The sequence below is a fragment of the Vibrio ichthyoenteri ATCC 700023 genome (assembly GCF_000222605.1).
Lineage (GTDB): Bacteria > Pseudomonadota > Gammaproteobacteria > Enterobacterales > Vibrionaceae > Vibrio > Vibrio ichthyoenteri.
The window spans coordinates 1-12,251 of sequence record NZ_AFWF01000207.1 but is presented as its reverse complement, the minus strand read 5'-3'; the positions used below and the strand labels follow the sequence as shown (position 1 = coordinate 12,251).

The 12,251-nt window shown below is 44.5% G+C and carries 11 protein-coding genes; 8 read left to right on the top strand and 3 right to left on the bottom strand.

What is annotated here, in order from left to right; genetic code table 11:
* Window positions 1–108 precede the first annotated feature (108 nt).
* The 3 genes from RH85_RS14750 to RH85_RS14740 all read left to right on the top strand — a co-directional run bounded on the left by RH85_RS14750 (window position 109) and on the right by RH85_RS14740 (window position 4,475).
* On the top strand, window positions 109–1,503 hold the full coding sequence (locus RH85_RS14750) for an L-cystine transporter (protein WP_006713499.1): 1,395 nt from the start codon (window positions 109–111) through the stop codon (window positions 1,501–1,503).
* A gap of 403 nt (window positions 1,504–1,906) precedes the next feature.
* Window positions 1,907–2,920, top strand: coding sequence for an HlyD family secretion protein (locus tag RH85_RS14745; protein WP_006713498.1), 1,014 nt, complete (start codon window positions 1,907–1,909; stop codon window positions 2,918–2,920).
* A 4-nt stretch (window positions 2,921–2,924) separates the two neighbouring features.
* Window positions 2,925–4,475 (top strand): MFS transporter, encoded by a 1,551-nt coding sequence (locus RH85_RS14740; RefSeq protein WP_006713497.1) that lies wholly within the window; start codon window positions 2,925–2,927, stop codon window positions 4,473–4,475.
* 61 nt (window positions 4,476–4,536) lie between these two features.
* On the opposite strand, the gene RH85_RS14735 is transcribed toward RH85_RS14740, so the two are convergent.
* Together RH85_RS14735 and RH85_RS14730 are read right to left on the bottom strand one after the other, a co-directional pair.
* Entirely contained in the window at window positions 4,537–5,139 is a 603-nt protein-coding gene (locus tag RH85_RS14735; RefSeq protein ID WP_006713496.1) for a TetR/AcrR family transcriptional regulator, read from the bottom strand.
* A gap of 194 nt (window positions 5,140–5,333) precedes the next feature.
* Window positions 5,334–6,410: a serine hydrolase domain-containing protein gene (locus RH85_RS14730; RefSeq protein ID WP_006713495.1), complete on the bottom strand. Its 1,077-nt coding sequence runs from the start codon at window positions 6,408–6,410 to the stop codon at window positions 5,334–5,336.
* 309 nt (window positions 6,411–6,719) lie between these two features.
* On the opposite strand from RH85_RS14730, the gene RH85_RS14725 reads away from it, so the two are divergent.
* From RH85_RS14725 to cdd, 5 genes are all read left to right on the top strand, one after another.
* A complete protein-coding gene (locus RH85_RS14725) occupies window positions 6,720–7,097 on the top strand; it encodes a RidA family protein (protein WP_006713494.1) in 378 nt (125 codons plus the stop codon).
* 221 nt (window positions 7,098–7,318) lie between these two features.
* Window positions 7,319–8,743, top strand: coding sequence for an exodeoxyribonuclease I (gene sbcB, locus RH85_RS14720; protein WP_006713493.1), 1,425 nt, complete (start codon window positions 7,319–7,321; stop codon window positions 8,741–8,743).
* Between the two features lie 45 nt (window positions 8,744–8,788).
* Window positions 8,789–9,154 carry a CidA/LrgA family protein gene (locus RH85_RS14715; RefSeq protein ID WP_006713492.1) on the top strand — a complete coding sequence of 122 codons (366 nt, stop codon included), beginning with the start codon at window positions 8,789–8,791 and terminating at the stop codon, window positions 9,152–9,154.
* Window positions 9,154–9,831, top strand: a complete 678-nt coding sequence (locus RH85_RS14710; RefSeq protein ID WP_006713491.1) for a CidB/LrgB family autolysis modulator — start codon at window positions 9,154–9,156, stop codon at window positions 9,829–9,831. Before RH85_RS14715 ends, RH85_RS14710 begins: the two co-directional genes overlap by 1 nt.
* Window positions 9,832–10,017: 186 nt before the next feature.
* A complete protein-coding gene (gene cdd / locus RH85_RS14705; protein WP_006713490.1) occupies window positions 10,018–10,905 on the top strand; it encodes a cytidine deaminase in 888 nt (295 codons plus the stop codon).
* 81 nt (window positions 10,906–10,986) lie between these two features.
* Here cdd and RH85_RS14700 read toward each other — a convergent pair whose 3' ends face one another.
* Complete coding sequence (locus RH85_RS14700) at window positions 10,987–12,216, bottom strand: cyclic di-GMP phosphodiesterase (protein WP_006713489.1); 1,230 nt, start codon at window positions 12,214–12,216, stop codon at window positions 10,987–10,989.
* Between the last annotated feature and the right edge of the window lie 35 nt (window positions 12,217–12,251).

Genomic DNA, 12,251 nt, shown 5'->3' with positions numbered 1-12,251 from the left:
TTTATTCCCGTGTTATAAATCATTACCTTCTGCCGCCTGTTCTCTTCTTCGGGCGGATACTGCTTCCATATCCCACGCCCGAACGTCAATCCTATAAGGAATACCATCATGTCAGTTGCCGTTCTCGCAGCACTTGCGATTTTTATTGGCTTGCTTTTCATCGTCTATTATCAGCAAAAAAAGCAGCGTACCCTCTCGCAATTGGTACTAATAGGATTGGTACTCGGCAGTAGTTTTGGATTAGCACTACAACTCGTATTTGGTGAAGGAAGCCATCAAATCGGTCAAGTTCTAGAATGGGTCAGCATCGCTGGACAAGGGTATGTGAGCCTACTAAAAATGGTCATTATGCCTTTGGTTCTGGTCTCGATGATCGCCGCAGTAGTTAAATTGGAGCAAGGAGGATCACTGGGTAAGATTTCCGGTATCACCATCGCTGTGTTGCTAACAACAACTGCGATTTCTGCTGCTATTGGCATTACCGTCGCTTATGGATTTGGCCTTTCCGCAGAAGGACTAATCGAAGGAGCACGTGAAACTGCTCGTATTTCGATTCTTGAAAATAGTGCGAATAACGTCAATGACTTATCCATCCCGCAAATGCTATTGAGCTTTATTCCAACCAACCCGTTTGCTGACCTGACTGGCACCCGATCAACGTCCATTATTGCGGTGGTGATCTTTGGGGTACTCACTGGCATTGCCGCCCGTAAAGTGATGAGCGAAAAGCAAGAACTTGAAGCGCCTATTCGCACCTTTGTGGAAGCGATTCAATCCATTGTAATGCGTTTAGTGAAGATGATTATGGCGCTGACACCGTATGGCATTGCAGCGCTCATGGCGAAAGTGGTTGCCACCTCAAATTCGGCAGATATTGTTAAACTACTCGGCTTTATTGTGGCGTCTTATGTCGCGATCTTCATTATGTTTGTCGTTCACGGACTGCTGGTTGCTTTGGTTGGCGTGAGCGCTAAAGAGTACTTTAAGAAGATTTGGCCAGTCTTAACTTTTGCTTTTACGTCTCGCAGCTCGGCGGCAACGATTCCACTTAATGTGGAAACACAAATTACCAAGCTTAATGTGCCACCAGCCATTGCTAATTTGTCGGCTTCGTTTGGTGCGACTATCGGCCAAAATGGCTGTGCCGGTATCTACCCTGCTATGCTCGCGGTTATGGTTGCGCCAACGGTGGGCATCGATCCGACAGAGATAAACTTTGTCTTGTCATTGATTGGTATCATTACCATTAGTTCATTTGGCATTGCAGGTGTGGGCGGCGGTGCAACCTTTGCTGCGCTTATCGTGCTACCGGCCATGGGGTTACCCGTGACGATCGCTGCACTACTGATTTCAATTGAACCCTTAATTGATATGGCGCGCACGGCGCTGAACGTGTCAGGCTCAATGGCCGCTGGTACGATCACCAGTCGCCTCTTAAATAACCGTGTTGAACATGCGAATGCCGAGCATGCCAATACCGAGCAAGCAGTCACGACAAAATAAAACATTAATCACACACTGGATGAAGAGGTTGTAGAAAGCGACAACCTCTTTTTACTTCACGTCATTATGCGTCTCGTCACTCGTTGTCCGTAAATCGTTGCCCGTAAATCATTTCTTATAAAATTAAATCAACCTAGAGCGCCTCACCGCAATGCCCTCTCTACTATTTTTTTAGCCGACTTAGTCATTGTGGATCTGGTTATAGATATCATCAGTGACTCACTAGTGTCTGCACACTGACCCATTCACCAAAACCCTTTGGTCAAGTGACATTGACTCTCACTGCATTCAATTCGATTCAAGCACCCCTTTGATCCTTTTTCCGCTCGAAGATCAATATTCGCTTTATTAATATCGTACTGTACGGTACAGTTTGATAAAAGAAACACACTGAGACAAGTAAATGAAAAAGAAACTGACCATCGCGACCTTAATCGTAACCTCTTTTGTCGTTGCCGGAGGGGCGTTATACCATCCAAACCAAGTCACCACTGACAATGCCTACGTGCACTCCGATGTCACTGCCGTTTCACCTCAAGTTGCAGGGCAAGTAAGCTCGATCTTTGTCAAAGACAATCAATGGGTAAAAAAAGGCGACCGTTTATTTTCTATTGATGATCAGGACTTTATCGCCAATCAAGCCATTGCGGCTGCGGCACTCGATGTGAGTAATGCCGCGCTGAGCGCCAACCAAACAAAAACTGACATGCAATCCGTCAAAATTGCGCAAGCTAAACAATTAATTCGCCGTGCCCAAGCTGGCGCAGACCATCAGTCAGCGGAATTAAAACGCCTAACTCGCCTAGTAGAAAAACAGTCGATCAGTAAAAACCAGTATGAAGCTCAGCGCACCCGTTCAATCGAAGCGAGCAGCGAACTTGAAAACGCCAAACTCACTCTCGCGGTGGAGAATAAACAATACGCGGCATTGCTAATTGATAAGCAGCAGTTGATTGCGCAAAAAAAACAAGCCGAGGCTGCATTGCAGCTCGCCGATATCGCCTTAAAACGCACCGTGGTCACCGCCCCTGTAGACGGATTTATTGCGGATAGACAAGTTCAAGTGGGCAAACTTGTGCAACCGGGAATGGGATTAATCGTGATGGTGCCTGATTACATTTGGGTCGAAGCCAACTTTAAAGAAACACAACTAGAGAAGGTTTCCAAAGGCCAATCAGTAGAAGTCGTATTAGACATGTACCCTGATAGCCCGCTGCAAGGCACGGTCAGTTCCATTACACCGGCAACCGGGGCGCAATTTAGTTTGTTACCTCCACAAAACGCGACGGGTAATTTCGTGAAAGTGGTACAACGCATCCCAGTGCGGATTGAATTGCAGCTGCCTAGTGCGCTAAAACAGAAAGTTTACCCTGGCCTCTCCGCTGAAGTGACCATCAATACAACACATCAAGGTTAATGGCATGATCGCACGTAAGCCTTTTCCAATAGCAGCACTGTGCTTGTTAGCTCTGTTCTCATTGACGGCCTTTGGATTGTACTCTGCCATGTTCAACGAACTTGGCTATGAAATGGCGGCGCGGGCTGGTCTTTCGATGGATGAATTAGACCGCGTCAAAACCGGATTCACGATCAGCCAAGTATGGGGATTTATCCTTATACCGCTCACCCTTCGCAGAGTCGGTACCGATTCAATCTTGATGGTCGCACTCGGTTTAGGTTTGTGTTCGAGTATTGCTTTGGCGTTAGGCGGCGAGAATCACGCATTATTCACTGCAATCTGGCTACTGAATGGTTTGGTTGTCAGCACATTGCTTGTGGTGGTCAACTTATATTTACTCGATAAGCTGGCCTATAAATGGCTGCCTGCCGTCATCTCCGGTACTTTGATTTTCTCAACCTTGCTTCCAATGGGCGCTTATCCATGGCTTATGGCACAGGTATTAGAGTCATTCGATTTGAGCGCATTTTATATCGCGTTGACGTGGCTGTTCTTTTGTTCTTTAACGGTCGGTTTGGCTTTTCCGCTCGGCCGTATTTCGATTAAGCCGCAGGAAAAGTCTTCGTTGTGGTTTTATTGCGCCATGCTGATCACCAGCGCATTGGTGATCTATTTACTGATGCGTGGTAGTTATTATAACTGGCTAGATTCAGAATCTTTTGTGAATTTAACCCTCATCGCAGCAAGCTTAACGCTTCTCACGGTCTTTCTTTTGATGAAATTGACTCGTCAACCAACCGCGTCAATGCAACTGCATCGCCAATTGAAAGCTAATGTGTTTATGTATAATGCTTTCTTAGCCGGTTTTGCCGTGATAGCCAGCACCGCATTATTTAATAGCTCTTTAAAAATGGTGCTGCAATACAATGCACTAAATAGTGGCTTTGCTCAGCTGCCCGCCTTCTATGGCATGTTGATCGGGATGGCATTAAGCGTACTCGTCTATTATTTTCGCCGCCCGCTTAGTGATGCGATCGTGCCAATTGGCGTGTTGATGATACTCATCTCAGTGTATCTTTTTAGTCAATTACCAAGCAATGTGGGGCCGAAATCGTTACTGATACCGATGCTTTTACGTGGCTTTGGCGTTGGTTTACTCAACGTTTCGGTAACGATCGCCGTATTACTCTATTTTCATCGTGATGAACGGATTGAAGGGATCAGTAACTTCTATTTATTTCGAACATTAGGCGGCTTGATTGGAGGGGCATATTTCTCGCGGGTTATGCAGACTCATAGCGCACAAGCGGCTGGAGAGGTGGGGACGACTCTTAATGGCGCGAGTACCAACTTTGCTCACTATGAACAGCTATTGAATCAGGTTTTACTCACGCAGGGTCACCTACCTAACCCGTCACTTGGCATGAGCCAAATCAGCAGCGTGGTTAAACTGCAAGCGACCACTCTCGGTCTTAGTAATGCTTTGCTGGTGTTTATTCTCTCCATATTCGCCTTAGCTCCAGTATTAATTATTGGTAAGAAACTGGTCGCGAAACAGGCTATCAATACCTAGTTTCAGCGATAAGGGATAAGAGATAAGCAATAAGGGATCACATCGATGATCCCTTCTGCGTTTACTTCTGATATAAGGACAGAAAAGCAGCCACGGCTTTTTGTGTATGTACGATACGTTGTGTTTGATCGGGTAATTCAATTCCCAGCAATGCCATATTTTGAAAGTCAGCCTTCACTAGCGCGAGTAATTGGCTACAAGCGAGTGTTGCATCATCGATATCTAACTGCGCAGAAACATCAGCCGTTTGCAGAAAATCAATCATATACTGATGGATTCGTAATGGACCAGTTTGCCAAAACTGCCATGCAACCGAATCGTGCTTATTAAAATCGGAGGCAATAATTCGATATAGGCCCAGCATCGGGTTAGAACAAATACCCGCAAGGTACTGTAACGCAAACTGCTCTAACGTACTTTGCAGAGATTGCTGATGGGATTCCGACAACCTAAACACTGACTCTAAACTGGTTTTCGTGTTATAGCCGAGCACCGCTACAAATAAACCTTCTTTATTGCTGAAATAACGATATAACGTCTGTTTTGACCCACCACAAACGGCCACAATTTGATCCAAAGACGTATCTTTATACCCCTGTTCTATAAATAGCGCTGTCGCAACTTCAATGATTCGGGTTCTTTTTTTCTCGGTGGAGGCTCGCATGACAAAATCCGCTCTACAATACTGTTCAGTACAGTACCATCATTCTCCATATCCGGACACACTTTCCCTTTATCAGGCAAGTATAAATGTGATGGTTTACCCAGCGCAGCAGAGTCTTATATTCACGCAACTAAGCGCCATAATATTGGTCTTTTATATGTATTTCGCATCGGCTGCAACACGCCATTACACGTTCACTCTAAACCATAATAAATATCAAGTATCTCAATCAGTAAAATCCGCAGCTCCATGTCATTCAAATTACACGCAATCGCGATACTCAACTCGTCGTCTTCATGATAAGCAAGCAGTGTCCTAAAACCTTCTAGCAAGCCTCCGTGCCCAACAAGTGTTCGGGAATGGAAATAGATCTCTTCTAAGCCTTTACCACGATAATCCATCTCCCCTTTCATGTATTTGAGTGACGCTTCAGAAATTAGCTTACCTTGATACAGTGCATGATTAAAACGGTTGAGATCTTTCGGCGTCGATGTCATCCCACCGGCGCCCATTAACGTTGTTTTCGGCCATTCTTCGGCAGTCACAATGCCTTGTTCATAGTGAATATACGATTGTGCGTAGCCTTCACACCCTTTCGCTCCCGAGCAATACTGAGTATCGCTGAGTTTAAGTGGATCAATAATCTGCTGGTATAGCGCGTGTTCGTAAGTGTTGCCTGTGACCTGTTCAATAATCCCCGTCAGCAAAATGTAATTTGAATTGGAATAGCGAAAATCTCTCATCGCGTAAGGACGGGCCGGATAGCTGGCAATTAACTCAACCAATCCAGCCAGCGTATAGTCACTTTTGATATTGCTATAAAACGATTCCTGATCAAGAAAATTGACGATTCCGCTGTGATGAGAGAGTAAGTCATCCACAGTAATGTTCTCAGCATTAGGGACTTGAGGATAGAACTGCGATAAAGGCGTGGATAGTTGCAGTTTTCCCTGCTCGATCAATTGAAAAATGAGTGTCGCGGTAAAGGTTTTGGTTATTGAGGCGATTTTATAGCGAGTATTGGGGCTCGCGTTAATGTATTCATCTTGTGTGAAAAAATGCTCTTTTATATCAACGTAACCGGTTTGATGACGATACGTAACTGCGCCTTTCTCAGTAATTTCGATGCTGAGCATCACCTTACTCGCGTCATTCAGTGAGGAAAGGTAATCGTCTAACTTGCTTTTATTGAACTCTCTTGCTGCTGCGTCACCCGATAGGATGACAAAAGACAACATCAACATTGCAAATATGCCGCTAAACTGTTGCATGATAGATCCTTATAAATCGACTACCGCCATCATATTGGTAAATGCATATAAGTTGACAATAACGCGTGCCTTTGAGAGTCACATCTGAAATTATTTTCAACACGCCAACGGTATCTTTGCGCCAACTTGGTATGAAAATCGCTATTTTTCATCGCGTTATCATGACGGCTCTCAAATTTATTTAATCTCACCTATGACACAATCAAGAGCATATTTGGCTTTTGTTGCTTGTTTCACGTGCTGAATTCACACGAACATTGACCGTTATCATCACACGTGCAAGGCAACTTTCTAAGGTAAGGAAATAAAGTGGTACAAAGGATTAATTATGAGTGCTTGCCAAGTGCAGCTGGACCCTACGTTCACGCGACAAAGCACAATGACACGCTGTATGTTTCGGGTTTGACCGCCTTTGGTACTCCCGATCAAAAGGCAAATTTGATTGAACAAAGCAAAGCAGTGTTAGCGCAACTTGGCGCCATTTTAGATCAAGAAAAACGCTCTCGCAGTGATCTGATTAAGCTCACCGTATTCGTGCGTGATATCAGCAAACTGCCCCATATTCGTGAAATTCTTTCCGATTTTTACCAAGGCTATTTGCCAGCTTGTTCGCTGGTCGAAGTGTCACACCTGTTTGATTCTGATCTGCATATTGAAATAGAAGCCACCATAGCGCTTCAAGCGTGATCAATTGCCACTGACCCTCGCTACTTTAGAGTTAGTGGCTTTTCCCCTCGACCTATCTTGAATAACGCTTCCTTTCGTTGCATTAACATAACAAGAAGCTGAGCATGCAGGCTGCTACGCTTAAAAAGGCGCACAAAGTAGCCGAACTCTCGCGACTTGATTGCTAAGCGCACCACTCAGTGGTCTAATAGTAAAAAAGCCTTTAAACCATGGTAGATAGCATGCAACAAGAGCACCAACCGACGTTTTTCTTCTTCGATTATGAAACGTGGGGAACCAGCCCAGCCAAAGATCGCCCAAGCCAATTTGCGGGTGTACGCACGGACATGGACTTTAATATTATTGGTGAGCCTCTTGTCATCTATTGCCAGCCGCCATCTGATTATTTACCAGGAGTGGAAGCAGCGCTGATTACAGGTATTTCTCCACAACTGGCTGCAAGTAAAGGCCTGATCGAGCCTGAATTTATCCGCCAAATTCATGAACAATTGGCAACACCAAACACGATTAGCCTTGGTTACAATAGTATTCGTTTTGATGACGAAGTAACGCGCTATACTTGTTACCGCAATTTCTTTGACCCTTATGCGTGGAGCTGGCAAAACGGCAACTCGCGCTGGGACTTACTCGATGTGATGCGTGCTTGCCATGCTTTACGCCCTGAAGGTATTGAATGGCCAGAAAACGACGAAGGCTATATTAGCTTCAAACTTGAACACCTTTCTGTGGCTAACGGCATTGAACACGCCAATGCGCACGATGCGATGGCTGATGTGATTGCCACAATCGAACTGGCAAAAAAAATCAAAGCCGCACAACCCAAACTGTTTGATTATTTCCTTACCATGCGTCACAAACGCAAGCTCAATGAATTAGTGGATATCGTTAACATGACACCGCTGATGCATGTTTCTGGCATGCTTGGACGCGAATGTAACTATACCAGTTGGATTGTGCCCGTTGCATGGCACCCAACTAACCAAAATGCTGCGATTGTGGTTGATTTAGCCAAAGATCCACAAGTTTTATTAGATTTGGATGCCGAGGCACTGAAACAGCGCCTTTATACCAAACACAGCGATCTTGCCCCTGATGAACTACCTGTTCCCGTGAAACTGGTACACTTAAACAAGTGCCCTATTCTTGCGCCGGCGAAAACCTTGACCGCTGAAAATGCGGATAAGATAGGTATCGACCGCGAACAATGCTTACAAAACTTGCAAGTAATTCGTCAACATCCTGAAATTCGTGAAAAACTGATTGGTTTATTTACAACGGACCGTGAATATGAAAAAAGCACCGATGTAGACACACAGTTATACGATGGTTTCTTTTCTCCTGCTGATCGCGCAGCAATGGATATTATTCGTCAAACTGAACCTGAGCACTTAGCGGCGCTTGATATTACCTTTAGCGATGCACGTATCGAACCGCTATTGTTCCGTTACCGCGCGCGTAACTTCCCATGGACGTTAACGGAACAAGAGCAGCAACGCTGGAGTAATCATTGCCAAGACTACTTCCAAAGTCGCATTGATGAATACATGCTAAATTTTGAAAACTTAGTTCACGAACATGAAAGTGATACAAAGAAAATCACTCTATTAAAATCCGTTTATCAATACGTAGAAAAGTTGGTCTCATAGAGACCGCTTTATCTTCATCACCGTTCTTCGCTTACGGCTAAAATTATGGCTAAAACGTTTCTAAAATACGCGGTATCAATGGGATTAATTTTCCTTTGCTTGCTGGCGGGCATCAATATCCAACAACTTGTGAGCACATCCATACCGGGTAGTATCATTGGGATGTTGATTCTCTTTGCTTTGATGGCGAGTGGCTTGGTCCCTTCTGATTGGGTGAAACCGAGTGCCAACTTATTTATTCGCTACATGATTCTATTGTTTGTTCCTATTAGCGTTGGCTTAATGGAGCACTTCGACACGCTGATCAATAATGCACTGCCTATTTTAGCCAGTGCTGTTGGTGGCACACTGATTGTCCTTGTTACGTTGGGTCTCTTTCTCGATCGTCTCTTGAAGAAGGGGAACAAATAATGTGGTTAATCGTCACTGTCGCGGTGTTTTTCTTCGCTCGTTGGCTCAGCCGTAAATGCAATACTCCCATCATGAATCCACTACTGATCAGTATTGGCATTTTGATCCCACTATTGGTTTATTGCAAAATCCCCTTTGAAACCTATTACGCTGATAATCAATGGATTAGTTTTCTGCTTCAACCGGCTGTTGTGGCCTTGGCATATCCCCTCTACGAACAGCTGCCACAAATTCGAGCTAACTGGCGCATCATCATGCTTGCTTGCGGTGTGGGGTCAGTGATGTCGATGTTTACTGCCAGCGTTATTGCCATCTATATGCAAGCCGATATGGCATTAATTGCCAGCCTACTGGGTAAATCCGTGACCACCCCTATCGCCATGGAAGTCTCACGCAATTTAGGTGGCGAGCCTGCAATTGCTGCGATATTAGTGCTGATTGTAGGCTTGTTTGGTGCCATTCTCGCCTACCCAATTTATAACTTACTCAACATCACCCATCCGATTGCGAAAGGCTTAACCATGGGCACAGTTTCCCATGCACTTGGTACCGCCACTTGCGCAGAAAAAGATGGTGAGGATGCTGCGTTTAGTTCACTGGCACTCGTATTGTGCGGCGTGTTCACTTCCATCCTCGCACCCGCATTTTTTGCTTTTGCGGTTTGGCTACACGGTTAAACGCTTTCGTTGGTCATTAAAGAGGTCGCATAGTGTGACCTCTCTCTAATTGTGCAATGTTATACATCGTTGCATTAATTAATGTGATTTAACCCTCGGAAATATCTTCTTTCGATCATAAAATGGGTAGCCAACGCCTTAGCTGTATTTACTAAGAGCGAATGACTGATCTAACAAGGATTCACTATGAGAAGCCGTATCGAACAAGCGCTGGCTGATATTCCATCGAACGTTGCCGAATATCTCGCACCTATCCTACTAGCGGACAACTATGACGCTACATTGAGCTGTGAGCAATTTGATAAACTACTCGAACTATCAGGATTAGAAGACGCTGAGTTACGTGTTGCCCTGCTTCCTTTTGCTGCAGCCTACTCTTACGCGCCTATTTCTAACTTTTATGTTGGGGCGATTGTTCGTGGACTTTCCGGCAAATTGTACTTCGGTGCAAACATGGAAATTATAGGCGCTCAACTTGGTCAAACTGTTCACGCTGAACAGTCGGCAATCAGCCACGCATGGATGAAGGGTGAACAAGGTATTTCAGATATCACCATCAACTTTAGCCCTTGTGGTCACTGCCGTCAGTTTATGAACGAGTTAAGCACGGCGAAAGAGTTAGTGGTGCAATTACCACAACGTGATGAGAAAACACTGCAAGAATATCTACCAGAATCATTTGGCCCAAGCGATCTGGGTATTGAATCTGGCCTGATGACCACAGTTGACCACGGTAAGCACAGTGAAGAAAACGATCCTTTAGTTGTGAAAGCACTTGCAGCACTAAATCGTAGTCATGCCCCATACAGCCAAAATCTAAGTGGTGTGGCACTGCGTATGAAAGATGGTAAAGAGTATCTTGGTGCTTACGCTGAAAATGCTGCATTCAACCCAAGTCTTCCACCACTGCAAGTCGCGATGGTGCAGCTACTTCTCGATAAGCAACAACTGGCTGATATCGAATCAGCGGCATTGGCAGAATTAGTAGATGGTAGCATTAGTCATCTCGCTTATACCCAAGCCACATTGGACGCGGTTGATCCCGACATTCCACTGGCATATCTCGCGGTTTAAGTTCGATAAAAATTTAAAACAATTAAAAAGGCGCTCTATGCGCCTTTTTTCGTCAATCAATTAGCCTTGGGAGCCATGCTGTTACAAATCAAAAAATGGGGTGGCATCAACCTCAAGATTGTGCGGCGCTATCGCACGCTCGATCTTAATTGGCGCATGTTTAAGATCCACATAGGCCACATCAACATAACGTTTATATTTACGCGAATAGAAACATTTAACCTCAGGCTTAAGCGGCTCATCTTGATTAGATGTCCAAACCACGCCAACACGTCCATCGCTCAGTTCAACAATCGACCCCACCGGGTACACACCGATGCAGTTAATAAATTTATACACCAATTCTTTATCAAGATGATTGGGCGTTAGACTCAACAAAATCTTAAACGCTTCTGCAGAGCTCATGCCTTTTTTGTAGCAACGATCGGATGTCAGCGCATCATAGATATCAACAATACAACTCATTCGCCCATGCATTGGTATTTGTTCACCAGCAAGACCTGATGGGTAACCTTTACCATCAAGCTTTTCATGGTGCATCAAACAAACATCACGTGAAATATCACTCAGCCCTTTCACATTCGTAATGATTTGCTTGGCATAAACTTGATGCAGTTTCATGTGCTCAAATTCTTCCGCGGTTAATTTCGCAGGCTTATGTAACACTTCGTCATCAACTTTAATTTTGCCAACATCATGGATGATGCCGCCAATGGCCATTTGCTTTAGTGTCTCTTTGGGTAACTTGAGGTGTTTACCAAAACTCACCAGCAAGCAGGCAACGTTGACCGAATGTTCAAGAAGATATTTATCTTTGTTACGTAACGCAGAGACGCACTGCAAAGCATCACTATCAATCAGCACCGATTCAATTAAATCATCAGCCCAGTTATCGATATCCGCAACATCAATCACTTTGCCTTCAAAAGTTTGATTGATCAGCTTATGGGCTAGCCCTTTAGCTTCGCGAATAATTTTTGATGCACTTTGTTGTTGAGCAAAGCGGCTCTTTGTTTTAGACGACACATTAGAGTTTTTTTCATTACTCTTTATCGTCGCAGAAGCGGCATCGCCATCATCCAAGCGATTTACATCAACCGGCTCAAAAATGCACCCATCGGCGGAGAGTTCGCGATCAACCCAAGCAAATTTCACTTTGCTCTGCTTTAGTTGTTCAATCCCTTTGTCGCTTGAAACACGTCCAGCGTTGGCTAAATTTACGCGCTTGTTGTGCTCTATCGCTGTAACAAACATACCAATAGAGAGTGTGTTGATTGAAATTTTTATAGATTTTGTAGGGTCGTATTTCATCAAGACAATATTCTTCAATATAATTATTATAAGAA

Excerpts from the sequence above, each read along its gene's own strand:
- RH85_RS14710 (WP_006713491.1), top strand. The coding sequence starts at position 9,154 with ATGTGGTTAATCGTCACTGTCGCGGTGTTTTTCTTCGCTCGTTGGCTC.
- RH85_RS14700 (WP_006713489.1), bottom strand. The coding sequence starts at position 12,216 with ATGAAATACGACCCTACAAAATCTATAAAAATTTCAATCAACACACTC.
- RH85_RS14740 (WP_006713497.1), top strand. The coding sequence starts at position 2,925 with ATGATCGCACGTAAGCCTTTTCCAATAGCAGCACTGTGCTTGTTAGCT.
- RH85_RS14750 (WP_006713499.1), top strand. The coding sequence starts at position 109 with ATGTCAGTTGCCGTTCTCGCAGCACTTGCGATTTTTATTGGCTTGCTT.
- RH85_RS14715 (WP_006713492.1), top strand. The coding sequence starts at position 8,789 with ATGGCTAAAACGTTTCTAAAATACGCGGTATCAATGGGATTAATTTTC.
- RH85_RS14735 (WP_006713496.1), bottom strand. The coding sequence starts at position 5,139 with ATGCGAGCCTCCACCGAGAAAAAAAGAACCCGAATCATTGAAGTTGCG.
- sbcB (WP_006713493.1), top strand. The coding sequence starts at position 7,319 with ATGCAACAAGAGCACCAACCGACGTTTTTCTTCTTCGATTATGAAACG.
- cdd (WP_006713490.1), top strand. The coding sequence starts at position 10,018 with ATGAGAAGCCGTATCGAACAAGCGCTGGCTGATATTCCATCGAACGTT.
- RH85_RS14730 (WP_006713495.1), bottom strand. The coding sequence starts at position 6,410 with ATGCAACAGTTTAGCGGCATATTTGCAATGTTGATGTTGTCTTTTGTC.
- RH85_RS14745 (WP_006713498.1), top strand. The coding sequence starts at position 1,907 with ATGAAAAAGAAACTGACCATCGCGACCTTAATCGTAACCTCTTTTGTC.